The following is a 23,303-nucleotide window of genomic DNA, read 5'->3' on the forward strand; positions in this document are numbered from 1 at the left end:
CCGGACCCTCGCGACCGAGTGGGCCTACCGGCAACCCTTCACCAGCAACCAACACCGCGCCGACGCGCTTGACCCCTTCATCGAGCACTACAACACTGAACGAATCCACTCAAGCCACGGGCTGACGCCCGCGGCCCGAGTGTCACCAACGTCATGACTCAGTACACCAGCCGACCGCCCGGCGGGGCCCCGGTCAGTCGACCGGCGGCAGCCCCGCCGCCTGGCGGGCGACGCGCGCGGTCTCGGCGTGCTCAGCCCGCCAGAACGCGGCGTCGCCGGCCGGCAGGTTCCCGCTCTCGGCCCGCAGCCCCGCGGCGCCGTCGACCAGCTCGCGGAGGATGTCCGCGTGCCCGGCGTGCCGGTTCAGCTCGGCGATCAGGTGCACGGCGATCCGCTGCACGGTCACCAGCCCCGCCTCCCCCGGCCACCACGGCACGCGGCCGACGGCGTCGAGGGGGAGCGCCCGGAGCGTCGCCTCGGAGTGCGCGCCGACGCGCTCGGAGAGGCCCACGATGTCGGCACACGACTCGTCCGCGGTCGCGCGCATGTCGGCGTTCGGCGGCGCGTCCTCCTCCATCCACGGCAGCTGCTCGGGGAACGGCCACCCGAAGACGAAGCCGAGGTAGCCCGCCTCGACGCCCGCCGCGTGCTTCACGAGGCCGAGCAGGTTTGATCCCGTGGGCACGAGCGGCCGGCGGACGTCGTGGTCGCCGAGGCCCTCGAGCTTCCAGACCAGCGCCTCGCGGGCCAGGCGGAGGTGGCGGATGAGGTCGTCGCGGACGGCGTCGAGCGCGGGTGGTGAGGTGGGTTCGGAGGCGGATGAGGGCTGCGCTGCGGTCATGCCGCGAGCCTCCCAGGCACCGCCGACGCGCGTCCAGCCCCGATGCGGCGCCTGGACACCCGGACGGGGGTGCCCGCGTGGGCGGACCGGCCCGCTCGCGCCCACGAGGATGGACGAGGGCGATCGCCCCGACGAGAGGGCCGCATGACCGCCGACGACACGACCGCCGACCGCTCCACCGCTGCGTCGGACGACCCCGGCCACGGCCGGCGCGAGCTCGCGGCCGTCGGCGCCCGTGCTCTCGCCTCCTGGACCGCGGAGGTCATCACGCGGCGACGCCTGCTCGTCGCGGTGGGGGTCGCCCTGGTCACCGGGACCGCCCTGGCCCTCCTCCTCCGACCTGTCTTCGCCCGCGCCGACGGCGAGGACCGCGCCACCTCGGCGGCCGTGCTGATCGGACTCGTCGTGGGTTCGGCTGCGGGCGTCGTGCCGGTCTCCGTGTGGCTGACCCGCGCGATCAGCCGTCACCCGTCCATCGTGGGGACCCACCCGGCCTGGCGCGACGCGGCGCTGCTCGATCGCTCCGTGGACGCCCGCGGCCGCGTCACCCTCGCAGCGGGGACGGCCGAGCGGGTCGCCACCGAATCGCGTCGTGCCATCGCATCGTCGGCGATGCCCGTCCCCGGGGCCGCGCTCCTCGCCGTCATCGCGCTCATCGGGATCCCCTTCTTCCTGTTCACGGGCGGCGGCGGGACGCTGGCCTGGTTCCTACCGGTCTACCTGCTGATGTCCGCCTCGACGCTCGCCACGCAGTGCCCGGCCGCCGGCCGCATGGCCCTCCTCCGCGACGCCGCGGACGCCGAGCTCGCCCTCCCCGAGCCCGAGCGCACGCAGGCCCCGCCCGTCGAGCCGCCGCACGGCACACGGCTGCCCTGACGACGCCCGCACCCAGCCGGTTCCCCCGTGCGGGGAATACGGTGGACGGCATGAAGGCGCTCCAGTACACCCGCATCGGATCCCACCCCGAGGTCGTCGAGATCGACAAGCCCGTCCCCGGGCCCGGTCAGGTCCTCCTCCGCGTCACCGCCGCCGGCGTGTGCCACTCGGACGAGTACGTGATGGGCCTCTCGGAGGAGGAGTACCGCGCCGGCGGCTACCCGCTGCCCCTGACGCTCGGCCACGAGGGCGCCGGCGTCGTCGAGGAGCTGGGCGCGGGCGTCGAGCACCTGGCCGTCGGCGACGCCGTCGCTGTCTACGGACCGTGGGGCTGCGGACGATGCCACGCGTGCGCGGAGGGCCGCGAGAACTACTGCGAGAACGCCGCGGCCGAGGGCATCCAGCCTCCCGGGCTCGGCGCCCCCGGCGCCATGGCGGAGTACATGATCGTCGACGACCCGCGCCACCTGGTGCCGCTCGGCGACCTCGATCCCGTCGCGAACGTGTCGCTCACCGACGCCGGCCTCACCCCGTACCACGCCATCAAGACCTCGCTCCCGAAGCTGGGTGCGGGCACGTACGCCGTCGTCATCGGCACGGGCGGGCTCGGGCACGTCGGGATCCAGATCCTCCGCGCGCTCACCGGCGCCACCGTCATCGCCCTCGACGTGAACGACGAGAAGCTCGAGCTCGCCCGCCACGTCGGCGCGCACCACACCGTGATCAGCGACCAGGACGCCGCCGACGGGATCCGCGCGATCACCGGAGGCCGCGGCGTGCAGACCGTCTTCGACTTCGTCGGCGCGAAGCCGACGATGGCGACCGCCGTGCAGGTGGTCGAGGCCGGCGGCGACGTGACGATCGTCGGCATCGGCGGGGGCAGCGTCGAGGTCGGCTTCGGGACCATCGCGTTCGACGCGGCCGTGCGGATCCCCTACTGGGGCAGCCGCTCCGAGCTCATCGAGGTGCTCGACCTCGCGCGCTCCGGGCAGGTGACCGTCGAGACGCAGCGGTACGCGCTGGAGGACGGTCCGGACGCCTACGCCGCGCTCGCCGCGGGCACCGTCCGGGGCCGCGCGGTCATCGTCCCCTGACCGGTCGGCGCCCGCTGCACGGGGGAGGATCCCCTCGTTCGCAGAGCCGCGCATGCCGCAGCGGGCATGCGTCCGTGGACCCCCTCCAGCGGATCCGGACCGAACCGCGGGGCGATCGGCGGCGAACATTACACGCGGCCGCCGGGCCGCGACGCACCGACGGTTTCTCAGCCCACGGCGCCTCGCGACATGGCAGGGTAAGGACTCGGTCGCCCCTGATCCCCGGTAGCCGGAGCGTCATGCGGATCGCGGCGCTGCATCCCCTTGGTCCCGTGAGACGGACCGCTCCCCCTGGCCGAGAGGCCCCGACCTTCGAGTGAGCAGGCACATGACAGACACCGACACCTCCGCCCCTCCCCGCATCGTCCTGACCAAGCCCAAGCGTGGCGGCGGATCGAACCCCACCACCGCCTACTCGGGGCTGCTCAACACCGTCCGCGAAGCGGGGCTCCTGGAGCGGCGCGTCGGCTTCTACGTCCTCATGTTCGCCGGCATCACCGCGGCGCTCGTCGGCCTCGGCATCGGGTTCGTGCTCCTCGGCGACAGCTGGTTCCAGCTGCTCATCGCCGCCGGTCTCGGCATCATCTTCACCCAGTTCGCCTTCCTCGCCCACGAGGCCTCGCACCGCCAGGTGTTCGAGTCCGGCAAGGCCAACGACATCGCGGGCCGCACGCTCGCCAACCTCTTCGTCGGCATCAGCTACTCCTGGTGGATGACCAAGCACTCGCGTCACCACGCGAACCCGAACGTCATGGGCAAGGACCCGGACATCGAGCGCGACGTCATCTCCTTCACCACGGAGGACGCCGCCCGCGCCAAGGGCATCTACGGCTGGTTCACGCGCCACCAGGGCTACGCGTTCTTCCCGATCCTCATGTTCGAGGGCCTCAACCTGCACGTGCACGGCTTCCGCACCGTGTTCGGCCGGGGCAAGGTCGACAAGCGCTGGCTCGAGATCTCCATGCTCTCCACGCGCATCATCGCCTACCTCGCGGTCGTCTTCTTCTTCCTCCCCCTCGGCATGGCCTTCGCGTTCGTCGGCGTGCAGCTCGCCGTGTTCGGCGTCTACATGGGCGCCTCGTTCGCCCCCAACCACAAGGGCATGCCCGTGCTGCCCAAGGACTCCAAGGTCGACTTCCTCCGCCGCCAGGTCCTCACGTCGCGGAACATCAAGAGCACCTGGCTGACCGACATCTACATGGGCGGCCTCAACTACCAGATCGAGCACCACCTCTTCCCGAACATGCCGCGACCCGCGCTGAAGAAGGCCCAGGTCATCGCCAAGGAGTACTGCGCGACGCACAACATCCCGTACACGGAGACCACGCTGCTGGCGTCCTACGGGATCGTCATCGCGTACCTCAACCGGGTCGGCCTCTCGGCTGGCGGCGACCCGTTCGACTGCCCCGCATCGGCGGCGTTCGGACGCTGACCCGGCACGCCCACCACTCGACGCCTCCCGCTCGCCCCGCACATCCGCGGGGCACGGGAGGCGTCGTCGTCGACGGGGGCAGGTGCGCGTCCCTCCCCGTGCCTGCGCAGGTGGACGTCGGAGTCAGCGTCAGCGCTTGCCCCAGTCCCACGAGGGTGCGCTGAGGAGGCCCTGCCCGTGGAGCAGCGTCTCCCCGTGCGGCTTCTCCAGCAGCAGCTCCCCCGCCTCCGCATGCGCCGAGATGGCGGCGCCGAGACCCGGAGCGTGCGTGACGACGAGGATCTGGATGTGCCGGGAGGCCTCCGCGATGAGCTCGCCGAGCGCAGGGAGCAGGTCGCCGTGCAGGCTCGTCTCCGGCTCGTTGAGCACCATGAGCTCCGGCGTCTCCGTGGTGAGCAGCCCGGCCGTGAGCATCAGCATCCGCAGCGTGCCGTCCGACAGCTCCGGGGCGTCGAGGACGCGCAGGATGCCGGGCTGCTCGAGGCCCAGCGACAGGACGCCGTCCTGCGAGCGGATGACGATGCGCGACCCGGGGAACGCGCGGTCGACCATGGCGTCGAGCGCGTCGCCGCGGCCCCACTCGCGGATGGTCTGCACGGCGGCCGCGAGGTCGGATCCGTCGCTCGCCAGGACGTCGGTGCGCGTGCCGACGCGCGGGCGCCGGGCGGGCGCGTCCGCGTCGGTGCGCAGGTGGTCGTAGAAGCGCCAGCCGGTCATGCGTCGCCGGAGGATCATGGCCTCCGGGCTGGTGACCGCGTCGGCGACCTCGCTGAGCACGCTGAGGTGCGCCGGCACCATGGCGGGGACGTGCGTCCAGCCGTCGGCCTCGTCGCGGACCCGCACGTCCTGCCAGCGGCGCTCCAGCACGAGCGAGCGCGGCCGCGCGACCGAACCGGAGAAGACGAGCTCGCGCTTGATCTCGGGATCGCGACCGAACATGGTGGGCGGCAGCGCGCGGGGATCCCGCTGCGGGATGCCGAGGTCGACGAGGTAGCCGAGGTCGTCGCCCGCGAACCCGAGCCGGAGCGCGATGGGGCCCTTGCGCATGGTGCCCTGCACCGCGTGCTCGCCGTCGCGCATGGCGCGCGAGATGCCCTCGGGGCCGGCCCAGAGCACGGCCTCGAGGCCGCCCTCCCGGGCGAGCGCGCCGACGGCCCCGTCCTGGGCCATGTCGGCGATGAGGCGGAGCGCCCGGTAGACGTTGGACTTGCCGCTTCCGTTCGCGCCCGTGACGACGTCGAGCCCGGTGAGCGGCAGGGCGAGGTCGCGGACGGAGCGGTAGCCGGAGACGGCCAGGGTGCGGATCATGGCGCGACCCTCCCATGCACCCCCGACAGGCACCTGCCCGTCATCGCCGAGCAGGTCAGTTCTGCGGCACCCGCACGGTCAGGCCGCCGGGCAGCACCTGGATCTTGAAGCCCACGGCGCGACCGAACGGATCGCCGTCGAGCTCGATGTCCTCCTCCTTCTCGAGGCGCACCACCACCTCCTCGGCGGTGCGGTACTCGAGAGCGCGCACCTCCTTCTCCGGGCCCATCAGGCGGCGGCCCGCGGCGGTGCGGCGGACGACGCCGTTCTCCCGCGCGACCTTGAGCCAGATCTGGATCCAGCCGAGGATGCCCTCGGGGCGCATGAGGACGACGTCGAGGATGCCGTCGTCGACCGCGGCGTCGGGCAGCAGCAGGATGTTGGCGGGCAGCGATCCGCAGTTGCCGACGATGAGCGTGTGCGCGCGGCGGCGGTGCACGCTGCGGCCGTCGAGGCGGTAGCACAGGCGGAGCTGGTCCCGGTCGCGGAGGGCCTTGAAGATCGCGTCGACGTAGGCGAGCCAGCCGACCTTCTTCTTCAGCTCCGAGTCGGTGTTGGCGAGCATCTTCGCGTCGATGCCGACGCCGGCCATGACGACGAACACGTGCTTGTCGCGGGTCTCGTCCTCGCGCAGGATCTCGATGGACGCGAGGTCCACCGCGCGGTCGCGTCCGGAGAACGCGGCCTCGAGGGAGTGCTCGACGTCGTTGAGCGTGAGCTTGAGGTTGCGCGCGAGCAGGTTCCCGGTGCCGGAGGGCAGGAGCCCGAGCGAGACGCCGGATCCCGACATGCCCTCGGCGACCGCGCGGACCGTTCCGTCGCCGCCCGCCGCGATGACCATGTCGACGTCGTGCGAGAGGGCCTCCTCCGCGGCGCCCCTGCCAGGGTCGTCCTCGCTGGTCTCGTACCAGAGGGTCTCCTGCCACCCGGCCGCGCCCGCCGCCTGGGCGACCTTGGTCTTCAGGGATGCCAGGTCGACCTTGATGGGGTTGTAGACGACGGCGGCACGGCGGCGCGACTCGTCGGTGGACGCGGGCGATGGTGCGGAGGCGGGGGTGGAAGTCGTCATCACCGTCACCCTACCGACGCGCGCGGCGCGCGAGGGTCCCGGGACCCCCGCGTGCGCCCGATGGCCCGGGCCGACGAAGCCGACCCGCGCTCAGGGCGCGGATCGGCTTCGTCGTGGGTGGCGGGCGTCAGGAGCGCCGGGCCTCGTCCTCGTCGCCGAGGGGCTCGCGGATCTCCGCGTCCTCCGGCTCGACGGGGTCGACCGAGAGCTGGAAGCGGTCGCCGTGCTGCTCGACGCCGTTGACCACGGCGTCGCGCATCATCTCGACCGCGACCTGGCGGCGCACGATGAGCGGATCCGTGCGCAGCTCCTTCCAGAGCGCGTAGCAGGCCACGAGCATCACGATCACGAACGGCAGGGAGGCCACGACCGTGAGGTTCTGCAGGCCGGTGAGGGCCTCTGTGCCTCCCCCGCCGATGGCGAGCATGATCGCGGCGACCGCGCCCATGACGACGCCCCAGAACACGACGACCTTGCGGCTCGGGTGGAGCGCGCCGCGCTGCGACAGCGTCCCCATCACGATCGACGCGGAGTCGGCGCCGGAGACGAAGAAGATCGCGACGAGCAGCATCACGAGGATGGTGCTGATGCTGGCCAGCGGGTAGTGGTTCAGCAGCTGGAACAGCGTGTTGTCGCTGACCACGGCGCCGTCGATGGTCATGTCACCGTCCGTCTGCTGAGCGTGGATGGCGGATCCGCCGAAGATCGAGAACCAGATGAGGGCCACGATGCTGGGCGCGAGGAGCACGCCGACCACGAACTCGCGGATGGTGCGGCCGCGGCTGATGCGCGCGATGAACATGCCGACGAACGGCGTCCACGAGATCCACCAGGCCCAGTAGAAGACGGTCCAGCTGGAGAGCCAGGCGCTCATCTCGTCACCGCCGGTCGCCGCGGTGCGCGACGCCATCTCGGTCATGTCGCCGAGGTAGGCGCCGAGCGTGGCGGGGATGAGGTTCAGGATCAGGAGCGTCGGGCCGACGACGAACACGAACACGGCCAGCACGACGGCCAGCACCATGTTGATGTTCGACAGCCACTGGATGCCGCGTGCGATCCCGGAGACGGCCGAGAAGATGAAGGCGATCGTGAGCATGACGATGATGCCGATGAGGAGCGGGGCCGTGGCCTCGTCCACCCAGCCGTTGAACTCGAGGCCCGCGCCGATCTGCGTCGCGCCGATGCCGAGCGAGGCCGCGGAGCCGAACAGCGTGGCGAAGATCGCGAGCATGTCGATGACGCGGCCCGCCCAGCCCTCGGTGCGCTTGGTGCCGAGCAGCGGCTGGAAGATGGAGGAGAAGAGCTGCTTGCGTCCCTTGCGGAACGTGCCGTAGCCGATCGCGATGCCGGCGACCGCGTAGATCGCCCACGGGTGCAGGCCCCAGTGGAACATCGCGGTGGCCATGGCGGTGCGGATCGCCGCCTCCGACTCCGGCTGCGTGGTGCCGGGCGGCGGACTGACGAAGAAGCTGAGCGGCTCGGCCGCGCCGAAGAACATCAGGCCGATGCCCATGCCCGCGCTGAACATCATCGCGATCCACGACACCGTCTTGAACTGCGGCTTCTCGTCGTCGGCGCCCAGCTTGATGCGGCCGTAGCGGCTCGCGGCCAGCCAGAGCACGAAGATCACGAAGAAGCTCGCCGCCAGCACGAACAGCCATCCGGTCTGGTTGATGACCCAGCTCTGCGCGGCGCCCGACACGGACGCGAGGCCGTCGGTGCTCACGATGCCCCACACGACGAAGCCGACCGCGAGGACGGCCGTGACGCCGAAGACGAGACGGTCGATCCTCGGGTGCTCGGGCTCGTACAGGTCGACCGAGCCGGTGAACCGGGCCTCGAGGAGGCGGTGGTCGGAGTGGTCGCGGCGTGGTGGCCGGGTCCCGTCGGGACCCGATCTGCGCTTCGGGACCAGGCGGTCGAGGAGGCGTTCTGCGGTCGTGCGCGTGGAGGTCATGGAGGGGATGGGCTCCTGTGGGCTCGGTGGCATGGGCATCGCCCGCAGGGGTCCCGCGAGCGACCGGCCGAGTCTAGGCGGCGACCGCGGGATCGGTCGATTCGCCCCTGGACCTTGCCATCGGGTATGAGGAGGGCTAGGCGCCGGTCGCGTCGCGTCCGAGCGGCAGGGTCGCGACCACGCGCGTGCCGTGGCCGAGGCGGCTCGCGATGCGCACCGTGCCACCGTGCGCCGTGACGGTCCGCTCGGCGATCGAGAGGCCGAGCCCGAGTCCGGGGACGGCGCCGTCCCGGGCCGACTGCGCGCGGAAGAAGCGGTCGAACGCGTGGCGCTGGTCCTCCTCGCTGAGGCCGACGCCCGTGTCGGCGACGGAGATCACGGCGTCGTCCCCCTCGCGCGCGAGGACCACGTCGATGCGGCCGGACGGCGTGAAGAGGAGCGCGTTGGCGACGAGCGCCTCGACGACCTGCGTCAGCCGGTCCGCGTCGCCGTCCAGCGTGATCCCGGGCTCGAGCCGCCCCTCGAGCACCAGGCCGCGTTCGGTCGCACGCGCGGCGGCCGGCCGCACGACGGCGTCGACGAGGGCTGTCAGGTCGACGGTCCCGCGGCGCAGGGCGGGCGCGTGGTCGGCGCCCTCGAGGAGCGAGCCGATGATGCTCGACAGCTGCGCGACGTTCCGCTGGATCACCGCGAGCTCGTCCGCGATGCCCAGCTCGGCGGGGTCGTGCAGCTCGTCGAGCAGGTCGAGGTAGCCCACGATGCTGGTGAGCGGCGTCCGCAGCTCGTGCGACACGGTGGCCAGGAACTCGTCGCGCACCTGCACGGCCTGGGCGAGGTCGGTGACGTCGTAGGCCCCGAGCACCGTGCCCGTGAGCTGGCCGGGCCGGTGGCCGATCGGTCGCACGGAGAGGACGAGGGCGCGCTGGTCGCCGGGCTCCCCCACCCAGTACACGGGCCCGTGCACCTTGTCGGCGTAGACCGCCTCCATCAGGACCTTGCCGTCGCGCGCGACGGGGGTGACGCGGTCGGATCCGTAGACCGACGTCGCCATGCCGGTCTCGTGGTCGTACCCGGCGAGCTCGAGGAGCCGGCGGACCGCCGCGTTGCGGATGACGGGCCGGTCGTCGGCGTCGAAGAAGACGATGCCCACGTCGACGGCGTCCGCGACGTCGCGGATGGTCGCGGTCTGCTCGCGCGACTCCGCGAGGAGCCGGGTCTGGGCCGCCGTCGCCTCCGCGAGATCGCGCTGGGCCCGGCGCAGCGTCGCCGCGGCCTGCGCCGCCGCGGCGACCAGGAGGGAGGTGAGGAGGAGACCGCCGACGAGGTCGGCCCAGCCGGCGCTCGTCGCGGGCAGCCCGCCGGCGCGGAGCACGGGGAGGACGGTAATGGCGAGCGCGCCCGCGACGGCGACGGGGACGCCACCGGTCGGGAAGCCGAACACGAGCCAGAGGAGCGGGAAGATCACGAGCAGCGCCACCGCGGGGAGGGTGGCGACGGTCGCCTCGCGGATGGACGCGACGGCCAGCAGGTCGAGCGCGGGCACGAGGATCAGGAGGGCGGACGGGAGCCGGCTGGCGGCGACGACCACGGCCAGGACCGTGCCGATCAGCACCAGGGCGATTGCGGCCGCGTACCAGGGGTCGCGCTGGATCGACGGCGCGTCCAGCGCGACGATGACCGCGACCACCGCGCAGCTGAGGAGGAACGGGATCTGCGCGCGGGTGGCTCCTCGTCGCCGCCGCTCGTCGGTCGTCGACCGGGTGGCGGGCACGGGAGGGGTCATGCGCGCTCCTCCTCCATCCGCCGTCGGTGGACGCCGTCGACCGAGCCTAGACCGGGGGACCTGCGCAGCCCCCACCCGCGCCGCCACGCGGATCCCACCGGACCGCGCGCGGACAGTCCTCTCGGCCTTGAGCCGATGCCGGGGCGGGCTTGCGGGAAAGCTCGGGGGGACTTGCGGATCCCCAGCGGGTGGCTTGAGACCGTTCCGTCAGAGTGATGCATGTCGAAGGAACACCGGTACGACACCGCAGGAGCGCTGATGAGGAGCCGATGCAGGACCGGAGACGACCGGCGGGACACCCACCCGCCGCCTCCCCATGAGCATGCGCGGCACACCGCGCGAAGAACAGGAAACCCCATGAACAAGATCGTCTCCGGTGCCGTCGCAGGTGCCGCCGGAATCGTCCTCCTCCTCGGCGGCGCCGGCAGCTTCGCGCTGTGGAACGCCAACGCCACGGTCGCCGCCTCCAGCGTCTCCTCGGGCAACCTGGCCATCGCCGCCGACAACGCGGGCGTCTGGACGGACATCACCAACGGCGGCAGCAAGGTCATCGACCCCGCCACCTACCGCATCGTCCCGGGCAACGTCCTCCAGTACACGAGCGCCCTGACCGTCACGGCGACCGGCGACTCGCTCGCCGCCGACCTCACCTACAACCCCGTCTCCATCACCGGCAACGCGGCGCTCAAGGCGGCCATCACGACCAAGCTCGACGTCACCTCGACCGGTGCCAGCATCACCCCCGCCACCGCTGCGAACACCTTCACCGTGAAGCCCTCGACGGCCGCCACGAAGGTCAACGTGGTCCTCACGGTCACGTTCCCCTCGACCGCGACGACCGGCCAGAACGGCACGCTCTCGTTCGACAAGCTCGCCTTCACGCTCACGCAGCGCGCGATCTAGTCGCCGTACTCCCCTCCCCGCGGTGACGTCGCCCGCGGGGAGGGGGCCCACCCCCACCACCCGCACCAGCACCACCCGGAACGAGGACGACATGCGCAGGAACGAGGCCCCCGCCCCGCGTCCCGCGCACGGCCGTCGTTCCGCACGACAGGCTTGCCGCAGCCCGCTCCGGGCCGCCTGGCTCACCACGGGCCTCCTCACCGCCGTGGTCGTCGCGTCCCTCGCCGCGACCGGCGGCAGCTACGCCCTCTGGAACGACGCCGCCAGCGCCCAGCCGGCCAGCGTCACCAGCGGCACGCCCGGGCTCGTCGTCACCCAGCAGTCCGCCCTCGACTCGTCGAAGCTCCTCCCCGGCCAGGGCGCCATCGGCACCTTCACCGCGAAGAACACGGGGACGGTACCCTTGGACGTGGCCGTCTCCTCCCGTGGCACCTCGTCCAACAGCGCCTTCCTCGGCAAGCTCTCCGTGCGCATCGGCCCGGTCCCCTCCGTGGCCTCCTGCGTCCCCGACGCCACCACGTACTCCGGCCGGCCCGGCCAGCTCAACGCTCCCAGCGGATTCCTCCGGATCCAGCCCGGCGCGTCCGCCGTCGTCTGCTCCCAGGTGGTCCTCGACCAGGACGCGCCGCAGACCGTGCAGGGATCCACCGCGCAGCTCGCCTTCGCCCTCGTCGGCGTGCAGGTGCAGCCGTGAACGGCACCCAGCGTCGCCCCGGTCGCGCGCACGCCGCGCTCCTGGTGGGGCTCACCGTCCTCCTCGTCGGTATCGGCGCCACCGCCGGACACGCGCTCTGGGCGTCGTCGACCTCCACGAGCACGAACGTCCAGAGCGCCACCGTCGCCGTGACGGAGAGCGGCTTCGACCAGCTCGCCGGTGAGCTGACGGCGCAGAGCCCCACGCGCACCGCGGCGGTCCTCGTCACGAACACGGGATCCACCCGCGCCTCCTGGACCGGCACCATGACGGCACCGACGTCCTCCACGAACGACCAGTACTTCGCGCGCAACGTGCGCGTCGTCGCCTGGACCGCGGTCGGATCCGGGTGCACCGCCAACACCTCCGTCGGCCCGGACTCCGCGACCGCCAACTGGGTGGTCCCGCCCACGCTGTCCGGCACGCTGAACCCGGGTGCCTGCGTGATCTGGTGCGTGCGCACCACCGCGACCGCGTTCCCCACGGCCGCGGCCGGCGTCACCGCGACCCTCACGACCGTGCTGGGATCCGGCAGCTGGACCGGCCGTGACTCCTCGACCGCGAAGCAGACCACGCCGGCGCCCACCGTCACGGGCGGCTTCAGCTGCCAGAGCACCGACGGCAACTGGTACGTCATCGTCTCGTGGGACGTCTCGGGCGCCCCGATGGACACCTGGTACGGCGTCATCGTGAACGGCAAGACGATCGCCATGTCGCAGGGCTCCTACGGCAAGGCCACCATCAGCGGCAGCCAGGTGCCCGCGTCCCTCGCCGCGGACGGCACCGTGAAGGTGCGCATCGACCGCCTCGACGCGAACGACCAGAGCGTCGGCCAGGTCGCCGGCGGCACCATCGTGGCCTTCACCCAGAGCGGCGCGCGCGGCTTCCGCTGCTCCTGATCACCGACCCACCGGACGACAGCCCATGACCCGCATCCTCCCCCGCCGCCGCGCGCGGCACGGCGACGCCCTCGGACGCCCCGCCGACGACCTCGCACCCGTCGAGCTCGAGGCAGGCACGACGCCCCGCGGCGGCGTCGCGCAGCTGGCCCGCTCGGCGGCCGTGGGGCTCAGCGTCGGGATCCTGCTGCTCGTCATCGCGCTCGCGGCCGTCCTCCTCGTGGTGCCGAAGGTCTCCGGATCCGTGCCGCTGACGATCCTCACCCAGTCGATGGAGCCGACGCTCCCGCCCGGCACGCTCATCGTGGTGCGGCCCGTGGACCCCGACGCCCTGGAGATCGGCGACGTCGCGACGTACCAGATCCGCTCGGGCGACCCCGCGGTGATCACGCACCGGATCACCGCCATCGCGTCCGCCTCCGACGGCACGCGCTCCTTCACCTTCCAGGGCGACAACAACGCCTCCCCCGACTCGCTGCCCATCACCCCGGGACAGATCCAGGGCGAGGTCTGGTACTCGGTGCCGCTCGTCGGCTGGGCCAACCAGGCCGTGAACGGGCAGGCCCGCAGCTGGATCATCCCAGCCGCGGCGGTCGCGCTCCTCGCCTACGCGGCGGTCACGATCATCACGGGCGCCGTGCAGACGCGACGCCGGCGCAGCGCATCAGCCGCGGCGGACGTCGTCGCCGAGGGCGACCACGTGCACTCCGACGCGATGTCCGCGGGCGTCGCCGAGGCCGCGCGGGCGGATCCCTCGCACCCCGGCGTCGACGGCGTCCCGCCGTCCGCCCCCGCCCGACCCCCGCGGGGACGCCACCGCGGCTGATCAGACGAAGCGGTACTCGGGACCCTCGTCGAAGAGGAGCACCGGTCGGCCGTCCTCCTCGCGCTCGACCACGAGCATCCAGTTGCGTGGGCCGGGCAGACGACCGCGGCGCAGCTTCGCCGGGGACGGGACGCAGTGGAGGATGCCAGCCGGGAGCGTCGGCCCGACGCCGTGCGTGTCCAGGGATCGCGCGCCGCTGCACCACGAGATGCGCCAGGCCCACCCGTCGGCCAGGCGCGCGACTACCTCGTCGCGTGACAGCGCGTCGTACGGTCCGTACCCCATGTCCCGAGGGTGGCAGCTCCCGTCGTGGAGCGGGCGATCCGCCCCCACCGGACGACGCACGGCCCGGCCGCTCCCGCGAGGGGAACGGCCGGGCCGGTGGTCGCGCGTCGCGGGTCAGCGCCCGGAGCGCCGCTTGCTGTAGACGTCGAAGGCGACCGCGAGGAGCAGCACCAGGCCCTTGATGACCTGCTGCCACGCGGCGTCCACCGACAGGATCGACAGGCCCTGGTTGAGCACGCCCATCACGAGGCCGCCGATGACCGCGCCGACCACCGTGCCGACGCCGCCCTGCACGGCCGCGCCGCCGATGAACACCGCGGCGATGGCGTCGAGCTCGAAGCTCTGGCCGGCCGACGCCACCGCGGACCCGGCGCGCGCCGTGCTGACGACGCCCGCGAGACCGGCGAGCAGGCCCATGTTCACGAAGATGAAGAAGTTGACCCAGCGGGTCTTGACGCCCGACATCATCGCGGCGAACAGGTTGCCGCCCATCGCGTATACGTGCCGACCGAAGACCGTGCGCGTGAGGAGGAACGAGTAGAGCAGCACGAGCGTCGCCAGGATGATCAGGATGATCGGCGTCCCGCGGTTGTACGCCAGCAGGTAGCAGAGGTACATGATCGCGAAGACGGCGATCGCGGTGCGGATCCAGAACGAGATCGCCCGCTCGCGCGGCAGCTCGAGCTTGCGGAGCGTCGCACGGGTGCGCAGCTGCTGCACCACGAGCCCGACCGACACGAGCGCGCCGATCCCGAGCGTGAGGAGGTCGGGCGCGCCCGTCGTCGGCAGGTTGCCGGAGCCGATGGAGTTGAACTCGGCCGGGAGCCCCGAGATCGTGCCGCCCGTGAGGAGCACGAGCGCGACGCCGCGGAACACGAGCATGCCGGCCAGCGTGACGATGAACGCCGGGATCCCGACGAACGCCACCCAGAAGCCCTGCCACGCGCCGATCAGCGCGCCGACCACGAGCGACAGGACCACGGCGGTCCCCCACGGCAGCCCCCACTCGTTCATGCTCAGCGCGGCCACGGCGCCGACGGTCGCGACCACCGAGCCCACCGACAGGTCGATGTGGCCCGCGATGATCACGATGACCATGCCCATCGCGAGGATCAGCACGTACGCGTTCTGCTGGATGAGGTTCGCGACGTTGCCCGGGTAGAGCAGCCGCCCCTCGGTGAGGACCTGGAACAGCAGGATGATCACGGCCAGCGCCGCGAGGATCCCGTACTGGCGGAGGTCGATCCGGCGGCGCGGCCGCTTCTTCACCCCGTCCGGCGTGGGCACGTTCGGCGCGGTGGCCTGCTCGGGCATGACGGTCACTGGTCGACTCCTGACTTCCGGCTGGCGGTCATGTGCCGCATCAGCTCCTCCTGTGTCGCGTCGGCCCGGGAGACCTCCGCGGTGAGCCGCCCCTCGGCGATCGTGTAGATCCGGTCCGAGAGGCCGATGAGCTCGGGCAGCTCGGAGGAGATGACGATGACCGCCTTCCCCTCGGCCGCGAGCTGGTTGATGATGCTGTAGATCTCGTACTTCGCCCCCACGTCGATGCCGCGCGTGGGCTCGTCGAGGATGAGGACGTCGGGACCCGAGTAGATCCACTTGCTGAGGACGACCTTCTGCTGGTTGCCGCCGGACAGCTTGCCGACGACGCTCGCGACGTCGGGCGTCTTGATGTTCATCTTCTTCCGGTAGTCGTCCGCCACCGCGTACTCGCGGTTGCGGTCGATCACGCCGAGCCGGACGAGCTTCGAGAGGGCGGCTGCCGAGACGTTCACCGTGATGCTGCCGATGAGGTTCAGCCCGTAGCGCTTGCGGTCCTCGGTCGCGTAGGCGATGCCGTTCTTGATGGCCTCGCTCACGGTGCGGGTGCGGATCTCCTTGCCGTCCTTGAAGATCCGGCCCGAGATGCCCGTGCCGTAGGAGCGCCCGAAGATGCTCATCGCCAGCTCGGTGCGGCCCGCGCCCATGAGGCCCGCGAACCCGACGACCTCGCCCGCGCGCACGCTGAACGACGCGTTGTCGACGACGACGCGGTCGACGTCGACCGGGTGGTGCACGGTCCAGTCCTCCACGCGGAGCTTCTCGGCGCCGATGTGCGGATCCCGGGGCGGGAACTGCGCGTCGAGCGGCCGGCCGACCATGGCGCGGATGATCCGCGTCTCGATCTCGTCGGTGTCGGTCACCGGGAACGTCTCGATGGTGCGGCCGTCGCGGATGACGGTCACCTCGTCGGCGATGGCGCGGATCTCGTTGAGCTTGTGGCTGATGATGATGCTCGTGATGCCCTGGTCGCGCAGCTGGCCGATGAGCTCGAGCAGGTGCGCCGAGTCGTCGTCGTTGAGCGCGGCGGTCGGCTCGTCGAGGATGAGCAGCTTCACCTCCTTGGAGAGCGCCTTCGCGATCTCCACGAGCTGCTGCTTCCCCACGCCGAGCTCGAGCACGCGCGTGGCCGGGTTCTCGTCGAGGCCCACGCGCTCGAGCAGCTTGACGGTCTCGAGGTTGGTGCGGTTCCAGTCGATGACCCCGGCGCGCGACTTCTCGTTGCCGAGGAAGATGTTCTCCGCGATGGAGAGGTAGGGGCTGAGCGCGAGCTCCTGGTGGATGATGACCACCCCGTCGCGCTCGCTGTCGTTGATGGATCCGTAGCGGACCTCGCGGCCGTCGATCGTGATGGTGCCCTCGTAGCTGCCGTGCGGGTAGACGCCGCTGAGCACCTTCATCAGCGTCGACTTGCCCGCGCCGTTCTCGCCGCAGACGGCGTGCACCTCCCCGCGGCGGACGGTGACGTCCACGCCGTCGAGGGCGCGCACGCCCGTGAACTCCTTGACGATGCCGGTCATCTGCAGGATGACGTCGTCCATTGCTGCTCCTGGTTCCCGTTCGGGTCGGTGGCGCGGGCCGGGAGGCGCGCGCCGGGAGGCGCGCGCCGGGAGGCGCGCGCCGGGAGGCGCGCGCCGGGAGGAGACGGATGCGCGGCCGACGGGCGCCCGGCGTGGTGCCGGGCGCCCGTCGGCCGCGATGTCGGCTAGAGGCCGACGTCGGACGCCTTCAGGAAGCCGGAGTCGATGAGCGTCTTCTGCACGTCGTCCTTCACGACCACCTGCGGGTCGAGCAGGAACGACGGGACGACCTTGTTGCCGTTGTCGTACGACTTGGTGTCGTTGACGGTGACCTCATCGCCCTTCACGATCTCGCCGATCATCTTCTGGACCTGGTCGCCGAGCGCCCGGGTGTCCTTCCAGACGGTCATGGACTGCTTGTCCGCGAGGATCGCCTGCACGTTGGCCTTGTCGGCGTCCTGGCCGGTGATGACGGGCCAGTCGGCGCCGGGCGCGTAGCCGGCGCTGGAGAGCGACGCCTCGATGCCGAGCGCGAGGCTGTCGTTGGGCGAGAGCACGACCTGGACCTTCTGGCCGCCCGTGTAGAACGACTGCAGACGGTTGTCCATCTCGGCCTGCGCGTCGTCGGATCCCCAGCTGAGGATGCCGATCTGCTGCCAGTCGGCGCTCGTGGCCGGCGACTTGCCCGAGGGCACGGTCAGCTTGCCGCTCGCGACGTAGGGCTGGAGCACGTCCCACGCGCCGCCGAAGAAGAAGCCGGCGTTGTTGTCGTCGGGGCTGCCGGCGAAGGGCTCGAGCGTGAAGGGCCCGGCCGCGTTGTCGAGGTCGAGCGTGTCCTTGATGAACTCGCCCTGGAGCGTGCCGACCTTGTAGTTGTCGAAGGTCGCGTAGTAGTCGACCGCGTCCGTCCCGTTGATGAGGCGGTCGTAGGCGATGACCGTGACGCCCTGGCTCTTCGCGTCCTCGAGCCCCGGGCCGAGCGTCTTGCCGTCGACGGCCGCGACCACGAGGATCTTGGCGCCGCCCGCGACCTGGTTCTGGATCTGGCTGATCTGCGCGTCGGTCTTGTTGTCGGCGTACTGGAGGTCGACGGTGCAGTCGTCGCCCTCGAGCTTGGTCTTGAGGCCCTCGCCGTCGTTGATCCAGCGCTCGAGGCTGCGCGTGGGCATCGAGATGCCGACGTTGCACTCGGTGCCGGCGGCGGCGTCGCCGCCGTCGCCGGCACCGGTGTTCGTGGCGCCCTGCGGCGCGCACGCGGTCATGCCGACGGCCCCGCCGGCGAGGAGGAGGAGGGAGCTGATCTTGCGTGCGTTACGTCCGGATGCCATGGCGGCGGGTCCTCTCGGTGGCCCGTCCGGGTCGTGCGGGCGCCGGGCGGTCGCGTCGTCGCGAGCGCCGTGGTGCTCCGACGCGTCCTCGGGTCGGGTGCTGGTGCGGTGAGTGCTGGTGGTGGTGCGGGTTCCGTGCGGGGCGACGCCGGCCGAGCGGCCGGATCGCGGCGTCCCGTGCGTTTGTCGTCCGTCAGAACTTATCCATTTCCGCAGCCGCCGATACGGCATCGGGGAGACGTTATCCAAGCGTTACCGCTGTGTCCCGCGGACGGGGGCGCGCAGGGAGGACGGCGACGGCGGATGGCTCAGCCGCGCGCGGGCCCGGCGGCCGGCGGCAGCAGGCCGAGCTCCATTGCGAGCGTGACCGCGCGGGTCCGGTCGCCGACGCCGAGCTTCTCGAAGACGTGCAGCAGGTGGGTCTTCACCGTCGCGGGCGTCACGTGCAGCTCGAGGGCGATGCGAGCGTTGGTCCGTCCGCCGGCCACGAGCGCGAGCACCTGGGTCTCGCGCGGGCTGAGGGTCGGCGTCGGGCCGGCGGGCTCGGCGGCCGGGCGGGCGACCTGGCGGACCAGCGCCGCGGCGATCCCCGGCGCGAGGGCGACCTCGCCGCGGGCCACGGCGCGGACACCCGCGAGGATCTCCTCCTCGGGCGCCGCCTTCAGCAGGTAGCCGCTCGCGCCCGCCTCGATCGCGGTCAGGATGCTCGCGTCGGTCTCGTAGGTGGTGAGCACCAGGACGCGCACGCCCGGCGCCTCCTCGCGGATCCGCGCCGTGGCGCCGACGCCGTCGAGACCGGGCATGCGGAGGTCCATGAGGACGACGTCGGGGCGCTCCCCGAGGGCCAGGTCGACCGCCGCCTCGCCGTCGGCCGCCTGCCCGACGACGTCGATGTCGTCGGCGGAGGCGAGCAGCGCGGCGAGTCCGGCGCGGACGACGGGGTGGTCGTCGACGACGGCGACGCGGATGCGCGGGGGCGTCATGCGCGGGCCCGTGCGGAGGCAGCGGCGCGGGTCGGCGCGGGCGTCGGGTCGGCGAGCGGCGGGTCGACAGGGGAAGCGCCAGCTGCCGAGGGGGCGACGGACGCCGCGGACGCCGCGTGCGCGGGGATGCGCGCCGTGAGCCGCGTGCCGCCGGGGCCGCTCTCGACGTCGAGGCGCCCGCCGGCCGCGTCGAGCCGGCGGCGCATGCCATCGAGGCCGTAGCCGCCGGATGCACGGGCCGGGTCGAACCCGCGGCCGTCGTCGCGGATCGCCAGCACGACGTCGCCGCCGTCGCGGTCGAGGGCCAGCTCCACAGCGGACGCGCCCGCGTGGCGGCGCACGTTCGCGAGGCCCTCCTGGGCGCAGCGGAGGAGGACGACCTCGGCGTCGCGGTCGACGGATCCGACGCCCGCGTCGACGCGCACCTCGACCGGGATGCCCGTCTCGCGCTCGAGGCGCGCGCCGAGCCGGGCGATCGCCTGGCCGAGGCCGTCCGTCAGCTCGACGGGCGCGGTGGCCGCGACGATCGCGCGGGTCTGCGTGAGCGCGTCGCGCGCGCCCGCTTCGAGCTGGGCGAGGGTCTGGTCCATCGCCTCCGTCGCGCCGCCGCGGAGCTCGCGCCGGCCGCGCTGCGCGAGCATCACGAGGCCGGTGAGGTCCTGCGCGACGGTGTCGTGGATGTCCGCCGACAGCCGCTCCCGCTCGCGGGCGGTCCCCGCCTCACGGCCGAGCTCCTCGACCTGCGCCTGCGCCGCCCGCAGCCCCTCCAGGAGCTGCAGGCGCTCGCGGCTGAGGTCGGCGATCCGCGTGATCCAGAGCCCGAGCGCGATGGTGCCGCCGAGGCTGAGCCCCTGCGACAGGGCCATGGTCGGTAGCGCGCCCGGCAGGTCGCCGAAGCCGACCACGAAGCCCACGGCGATGGATCCGGTGAGCACGAGGGTCCCGATGACGGCGTCGCGCACCCGGTCCAGCAGCAGCCACACGAGCGGGCAGAGCACGCACTGCACGACGGCGAACGTCGACAGGCTCGCGACGCCCCAGGTGGCGGCGGGGATGACGAGCGCGAGGAAGACGACCGCCGACGGCTCCGGGGGCAGCCGGGCCTCCGTGGCGGACGCCGCGGCGGAGGCCTCGAGCGCACGGCGGCCCACCAGGAGGTACAGGGCGGTCATCGCCGCGATCGCGCCCCACGCGCCCCATCCGGCGTCCCTGCCCGTGCCGATGGCAAGCACGACCAGCACCGCCATGGTCACCCCGTAGGCGAGGTGGACGGTGCGGACCGGGATCATCCCCTGAGCCTGCCATCCCGCCCGGTCGTCGCGCACGGCTCAGGAATCCCGGCGGATCCAGCGGAAGGTGGCGAGCGCCGCGATGGTGCCGCCGACGAGCCAGATCGCGAGGACGACGGCGACGCCTGCGAGGTCCCAGGTGCCGCCGCGCTCGACGGCAGCGAGCGCGTCAGGCAGGAAGACGGCGCGCATGCCCTGGGCCATCCACTTCAGCGGCAGGAAGCTGGCGACGTCCTGCAGCCAGGTCGGCAGCATCGTGAAGGTCAGGTAGACCCCGCTGATGAACTGCAGCACGAGCACGATCGGCGTGATGACCGCCGTGGCCGAGGCGCCGGAGCGCGGGATGCGGCTGAGCGCGATGCCGAGCACGGCCGACGACGTGATCCCGAGCGCGTACACCCACGCGAACGTGGCCCAGCGTCCGGCGTCGGTCGGCAGCTCCACCCCGAACGCGAACCGGGCGACCAGCAGCAGCACGAGCATCTGGAGCAGCGAGGTGACGATCACCTGGCCGCCCTTGCCGATGAAGTAGGAGAGCACGGGCAGCGGGGATCCGGCGAGCCGCGTGAGCGTGCCGTCGCTGCGTTCCATGGCGATGTCGACGGCGAGGTTCTGCACGCCCGAGAGGAGGATGCCCGCCGCGATCATGCCCGGCAGGTAGTAGGCAGCGGCGCTGACGCCGCCGGATCCGTCGGGCGCGGTGCCGAGGTTGCCGGACGAGCCGAAGGCGACCGAGAAGATCGACAGCATGATGACCGGGAAGAGGAACGTGAAGATGATCGTGTCGGTCTGGCGGAAGTAGCGGCGCACCTCGTAGCGGACGCGGTGGATGCCGAGCGGGAGGACGCCGGGCAGGACCGGTGCGGGGACCGCGGCGGGGCGCGCGGGGCGGACGGCGGTCATGCCGCCACCTCCTCGGCGGAGGCGGTGGGCATCGCGGCCGTGGGAGCGTCGGGGCCTCCAGCGGCCGGCGCGGCGCCCGCCTCGGCGAGCAGCCCGAGGTACACGTCCTCGAGGCTCGGCTGCACGATCCGCAGGTCGCGCGGCTCGCCGCCGGGGGTGGCCTCCGACAGCGCCGCGACGAACGCGCCGGGCGTCCGGGTGCGTTCGTCGTGGATCCCGTCGTCGTCGTGCCAGAGCACCCGCGGGATCCGCGCCTCCTCTCCCCCGATCTCGTCGAGCCGGCCGATCGCGACCAGGCGCCCGCCCGCGATCACCGCTGCCCGGTCGCCCAGCTGCGCGGCCTCGTCGAGGTAGTGCGTGGTGAGGAGGATGGTGGTGCCCTCCGCCTTGAGCCCGCGGATGAGGTCCCAGAACCGGTGCCGGGCCTCGGGGTCGAAGCCCGTGGTCGGCTCGTCGAGGAAGAGCAGCTCGGGGCGGCCGATGATCCCGAGGGCCACGTCCACCCGTCGACGCTGCCCGCCCGAGAGCGCGCGCAGCAGGGTGCCGGCCTTCTCGGTGAGGCCCACGGCCTCGATAGTCGCGTCGACGTCGCGGGGCCGCGGGTACATCCGCGCGAAGTGCGCGACCTGCTCGCGCACGGTCATGGCGCCGCTCTCGGAGCTCGACTGGAGCACCATGCCGATGCGGGCGCGCCAGGCGCGGCCGCCCGTCGCGGGATCCACGCCCAGCACGGTCGCGGATCCGCCGGTGCGGAGCCGGTACCCCTCGAGGATCTCGATGGTCGTCGACTTGCCCGCGCCGTTGGGCCCGAGGAGGGCGAACGTCTCGCCGCGGTGGATGTCGAAGCTGACGCCCCGGAGGGCGGTGGTCGTGCCGTAGGTCTTCTCGAGGTCGCGCACGGTCACGTGCTCCTCGACGGCTGCTGTGGTCATGGGTCCAGCGTGGCTCTCGACGGGCGGCAGCGGAACGGCCGAGCGGTCGATCCGCGGCATCGGCCGATCGGTGGATGGTCCGGTGCCCGTGCGCCGGCGGCTCGTCGGGGCGGTGGCGGGCCCGGCACGCACCGGGCAGGCTGGACGGGTGACCTCGAGCCCCGACTCCCCCGCGCCCGTCGCCTCCGCCGGCCCGACGTCCGCCGCGGAGCGGAGCCTCGCCCCCGACCTCCTCCGCGGGATCGCGCTGCTCGGCATCGCGCTCGCGAACTCCGTCTCCTTCATCGTCGGCCGCCCGACCGGCCCGCTCGGCCGCCCGACGGACGGCACCGCGCTCGACCACGTCGCCGACGTGCTCGTCGGCACGCTCGTCGACAACCGCGCGTTCCCGCTGTTCACGATGCTGTTCGCGTACGGCTTCGCGGTGATCCTGCGCCGCCAGGCCGCCGCGGGCGTCGACGGCCCGCGCGCCCGACGGCTGCTCCTCCGCCGGAGCGCGTGGCTCATGGTCTTCGGGGCGCTGCACGTGGTGCTGCTGTTCGACGGCGACATCCTGCTGAGCTACGGGATCCTCGGGCTCGCCCTCGCGGCCCTGTACCGGGCGAGCGACCGCGTCTTCCGCGTGCTCGTGTGGGCGCCCGCGATCGTGTTCCTCGTCGTCGCCGGGGCGGACGGCCTCACGGGCGACGACGGATCCGGCTCGCTCCTCGGCGGCGACGGCACGTTCCTCGGCGACCTCGCGGGCCGGGCGATCACGCTCGCGGGCCTGGTCGTCGCGACCCCCGTCCTCGTGGGGTCGCTCGTGCCGCTCGCCGCCGTCGGCGTGCTGCTCGGCCGCCGCCGCGTGCTCGAGGATCCGGCCGCGCACCTCCCGCTGCTGCGCACGCTCGCGCTCGTCGGGATGCCGGTCAGCGTGCTCGGCGCGCTCCCGCTCGTGCTCGCGGCGGTCGGCGCGATCGCCGCGGATCCCGTGGCGCTCTACCTGCTCGGCGTGCTGCACGGCGCGACGGGCGTGGGCGGCGCGCTCGGGCTGCTCGGCCTCGTGGGCTGGGCGGTCG

At 72.7% G+C, this 23,303-nt stretch carries 22 protein-coding genes; 9 read left to right on the top strand and 13 right to left on the bottom strand.

The window, feature by feature from the left end:
• Positions 1-157 (top strand): integrase core domain-containing protein (locus HDR73_RS10835; RefSeq protein WP_287136437.1); only part of this gene is annotated, 157 nt, incomplete at its 5' end.
• Between the two features lie 36 nt (positions 158-193).
• Here the strand turns inward: HDR73_RS10835 and HDR73_RS10840 are convergent.
• Complete coding sequence (locus HDR73_RS10840; protein ID WP_012298416.1) at positions 194-841, bottom strand: DinB family protein; 648 nt, start codon at positions 839-841, stop codon at positions 194-196.
• Between the two features lie 144 nt (positions 842-985).
• Here HDR73_RS10840 and HDR73_RS10845 point away from each other — a divergent pair, with 144 nt between their 5' ends.
• The 3 genes from HDR73_RS10845 (at position 986) to HDR73_RS10855 (ending at position 4,243) form a co-directional block, all read left to right on the top strand.
• Positions 986-1,717 (top strand): hypothetical protein, encoded by a 732-nt coding sequence (locus HDR73_RS10845; protein ID WP_012298415.1) that lies wholly within the window; start codon positions 986-988, stop codon positions 1,715-1,717.
• Positions 1,718-1,767: 50 nt separating this feature from the next.
• Positions 1,768-2,811, top strand: coding sequence for an NAD(P)-dependent alcohol dehydrogenase (locus HDR73_RS10850; RefSeq protein WP_041464890.1), 1,044 nt, complete (start codon positions 1,768-1,770; stop codon positions 2,809-2,811).
• Between the two features lie 328 nt (positions 2,812-3,139).
• Positions 3,140-4,243: a fatty acid desaturase family protein gene (locus HDR73_RS10855; protein WP_041464422.1), complete on the top strand. Its 1,104-nt coding sequence runs from the start codon at positions 3,140-3,142 to the stop codon at positions 4,241-4,243.
• 129 nt (positions 4,244-4,372) lie between these two features.
• On the opposite strand, the gene HDR73_RS10860 is transcribed toward HDR73_RS10855, so the two are convergent.
• The 4 genes from HDR73_RS10860 to HDR73_RS10875 all read right to left on the bottom strand — a co-directional run bounded on the left by HDR73_RS10860 (position 4,373) and on the right by HDR73_RS10875 (position 10,360).
• Complete coding sequence (locus HDR73_RS10860; protein WP_012298412.1) at positions 4,373-5,551, bottom strand: AAA family ATPase; 1,179 nt, start codon at positions 5,549-5,551, stop codon at positions 4,373-4,375.
• A gap of 55 nt (positions 5,552-5,606) precedes the next feature.
• A complete protein-coding gene (locus HDR73_RS10865; protein WP_041464421.1) occupies positions 5,607-6,620 on the bottom strand; it encodes a diacylglycerol/lipid kinase family protein in 1,014 nt (337 codons plus the stop codon).
• Between the two features lie 127 nt (positions 6,621-6,747).
• The gene (locus HDR73_RS10870) at positions 6,748-8,577 is read right to left on the bottom strand and encodes a BCCT family transporter (protein WP_041464420.1); all 1,830 of its coding nucleotides are present in this window, start codon (positions 8,575-8,577) and stop codon (positions 6,748-6,750) included.
• Between the two features lie 136 nt (positions 8,578-8,713).
• A complete protein-coding gene (locus HDR73_RS10875; protein ID WP_041464419.1) occupies positions 8,714-10,360 on the bottom strand; it encodes a sensor histidine kinase in 1,647 nt (548 codons plus the stop codon).
• Positions 10,361-10,717: 357 nt separating this feature from the next.
• Here HDR73_RS10875 and HDR73_RS10880 point away from each other — a divergent pair, with 357 nt between their 5' ends.
• The 4 genes from HDR73_RS10880 to HDR73_RS10895 all read left to right on the top strand — a co-directional run bounded on the left by HDR73_RS10880 (position 10,718) and on the right by HDR73_RS10895 (position 13,682).
• Positions 10,718-11,263, top strand: a complete 546-nt coding sequence (locus HDR73_RS10880; RefSeq protein WP_012298408.1) for an alternate-type signal peptide domain-containing protein — start codon at positions 10,718-10,720, stop codon at positions 11,261-11,263.
• A 91-nt stretch (positions 11,264-11,354) separates the two neighbouring features.
• Complete coding sequence (locus HDR73_RS10885) at positions 11,355-11,957, top strand: TasA family protein (RefSeq protein WP_012298407.1); 603 nt, start codon at positions 11,355-11,357, stop codon at positions 11,955-11,957.
• Positions 11,954-12,856 (top strand): hypothetical protein, encoded by a 903-nt coding sequence (locus tag HDR73_RS10890; RefSeq protein ID WP_012298406.1) that lies wholly within the window; start codon positions 11,954-11,956, stop codon positions 12,854-12,856. The genes HDR73_RS10885 and HDR73_RS10890 overlap by 4 nt, the downstream gene beginning before the upstream one ends.
• Before the next feature lie 25 nt (positions 12,857-12,881).
• Entirely contained in the window at positions 12,882-13,682 is an 801-nt protein-coding gene (locus tag HDR73_RS10895; RefSeq protein ID WP_012298405.1) for a signal peptidase I, read from the top strand.
• Here the strand turns inward: HDR73_RS10895 and HDR73_RS10900 are convergent, their stop codons facing one another.
• From HDR73_RS10900 to HDR73_RS10935, 8 genes are all read right to left on the bottom strand, one after another.
• Positions 13,683-13,967 carry a hypothetical protein gene (locus HDR73_RS10900; protein ID WP_041464418.1) on the bottom strand — a complete coding sequence of 95 codons (285 nt, stop codon included), beginning with the start codon at positions 13,965-13,967 and terminating at the stop codon, positions 13,683-13,685.
• Positions 13,968-14,081: 114 nt separating this feature from the next.
• Complete coding sequence (gene mmsB / locus HDR73_RS10905; protein ID WP_012298403.1) at positions 14,082-15,290, bottom strand: multiple monosaccharide ABC transporter permease; 1,209 nt, start codon at positions 15,288-15,290, stop codon at positions 14,082-14,084.
• Positions 15,287-16,831 carry a multiple monosaccharide ABC transporter ATP-binding protein gene (mmsA, locus tag HDR73_RS10910; protein ID WP_012298402.1) on the bottom strand — a complete coding sequence of 515 codons (1,545 nt, stop codon included), beginning with the start codon at positions 16,829-16,831 and terminating at the stop codon, positions 15,287-15,289. Before mmsA ends, mmsB begins: the two co-directional genes overlap by 4 nt.
• A 164-nt stretch (positions 16,832-16,995) precedes the next feature.
• Positions 16,996-18,138, bottom strand: a complete 1,143-nt coding sequence (locus HDR73_RS10915) for a substrate-binding domain-containing protein (RefSeq protein ID WP_012298401.1) — start codon at positions 18,136-18,138, stop codon at positions 16,996-16,998.
• A 308-nt stretch (positions 18,139-18,446) separates the two neighbouring features.
• Entirely contained in the window at positions 18,447-19,121 is a 675-nt protein-coding gene (locus tag HDR73_RS10920) for a response regulator transcription factor (RefSeq protein ID WP_012298400.1), read from the bottom strand.
• Positions 19,118-20,410, bottom strand: a complete 1,293-nt coding sequence (locus HDR73_RS10925; RefSeq protein ID WP_223842732.1) for a sensor histidine kinase — start codon at positions 20,408-20,410, stop codon at positions 19,118-19,120. Before HDR73_RS10925 ends, HDR73_RS10920 begins: the two co-directional genes overlap by 4 nt.
• A gap of 39 nt (positions 20,411-20,449) precedes the next feature.
• Complete coding sequence (locus HDR73_RS10930) at positions 20,450-21,313, bottom strand: ABC transporter permease (RefSeq protein ID WP_012298398.1); 864 nt, start codon at positions 21,311-21,313, stop codon at positions 20,450-20,452.
• Positions 21,310-22,245 carry an ABC transporter ATP-binding protein gene (locus HDR73_RS10935; RefSeq protein ID WP_012298397.1) on the bottom strand — a complete coding sequence of 312 codons (936 nt, stop codon included), beginning with the start codon at positions 22,243-22,245 and terminating at the stop codon, positions 21,310-21,312. The genes HDR73_RS10930 and HDR73_RS10935 overlap by 4 nt, the downstream gene beginning before the upstream one ends.
• 148 nt (positions 22,246-22,393) lie before the next feature.
• On the opposite strand from HDR73_RS10935, the gene HDR73_RS10940 reads away from it, so the two are divergent.
• On the top strand, positions 22,394-23,303 hold a 910-nt coding region (locus tag HDR73_RS10940), incomplete at its 3' end, for a DUF418 domain-containing protein (RefSeq protein WP_287136436.1).

This window comes from Clavibacter sp., assembly GCF_014802555.1.
Lineage (GTDB): Bacteria > Actinomycetota > Actinomycetes > Actinomycetales > Microbacteriaceae > Clavibacter > Clavibacter sepedonicus.

Coding starts and splice junctions, on each gene's coding strand:
- HDR73_RS10840 (WP_012298416.1), bottom strand. CDS start 841: ATGACCGCAGCGCAGCCCTCATCCGCCTCCGAACCCACCTCACCACCC.
- HDR73_RS10845 (WP_012298415.1), top strand. CDS start 986: ATGACCGCCGACGACACGACCGCCGACCGCTCCACCGCTGCGTCGGAC.
- HDR73_RS10850 (WP_041464890.1), top strand. CDS start 1,768: ATGAAGGCGCTCCAGTACACCCGCATCGGATCCCACCCCGAGGTCGTC.
- HDR73_RS10855 (WP_041464422.1), top strand. CDS start 3,140: ATGACAGACACCGACACCTCCGCCCCTCCCCGCATCGTCCTGACCAAG.
- HDR73_RS10860 (WP_012298412.1), bottom strand. CDS start 5,551: ATGATCCGCACCCTGGCCGTCTCCGGCTACCGCTCCGTCCGCGACCTC.
- HDR73_RS10865 (WP_041464421.1), bottom strand. CDS start 6,620: ATGACGACTTCCACCCCCGCCTCCGCACCATCGCCCGCGTCCACCGAC.
- HDR73_RS10870 (WP_041464420.1), bottom strand. CDS start 8,577: ATGACCTCCACGCGCACGACCGCAGAACGCCTCCTCGACCGCCTGGTC.
- HDR73_RS10875 (WP_041464419.1), bottom strand. CDS start 10,360: ATGACCCCTCCCGTGCCCGCCACCCGGTCGACGACCGACGAGCGGCGG.
- HDR73_RS10880 (WP_012298408.1), top strand. CDS start 10,718: ATGAACAAGATCGTCTCCGGTGCCGTCGCAGGTGCCGCCGGAATCGTC.
- HDR73_RS10885 (WP_012298407.1), top strand. CDS start 11,355: ATGCGCAGGAACGAGGCCCCCGCCCCGCGTCCCGCGCACGGCCGTCGT.
- HDR73_RS10895 (WP_012298405.1), top strand. CDS start 12,882: ATGACCCGCATCCTCCCCCGCCGCCGCGCGCGGCACGGCGACGCCCTC.
- HDR73_RS10900 (WP_041464418.1), bottom strand. CDS start 13,967: ATGGGGTACGGACCGTACGACGCGCTGTCACGCGACGAGGTAGTCGCG.
- mmsA (WP_012298402.1), bottom strand. CDS start 16,831: ATGGACGACGTCATCCTGCAGATGACCGGCATCGTCAAGGAGTTCACG.
- HDR73_RS10915 (WP_012298401.1), bottom strand. CDS start 18,138: ATGGCATCCGGACGTAACGCACGCAAGATCAGCTCCCTCCTCCTCCTC.
- HDR73_RS10920 (WP_012298400.1), bottom strand. CDS start 19,121: ATGACGCCCCCGCGCATCCGCGTCGCCGTCGTCGACGACCACCCCGTC.
- HDR73_RS10925 (WP_223842732.1), bottom strand. CDS start 20,410: ATGATCCCGGTCCGCACCGTCCACCTCGCCTACGGGGTGACCATGGCG.
- HDR73_RS10930 (WP_012298398.1), bottom strand. CDS start 21,313: ATGACCGCCGTCCGCCCCGCGCGCCCCGCCGCGGTCCCCGCACCGGTC.
- HDR73_RS10935 (WP_012298397.1), bottom strand. CDS start 22,245: ATGACCACAGCAGCCGTCGAGGAGCACGTGACCGTGCGCGACCTCGAG.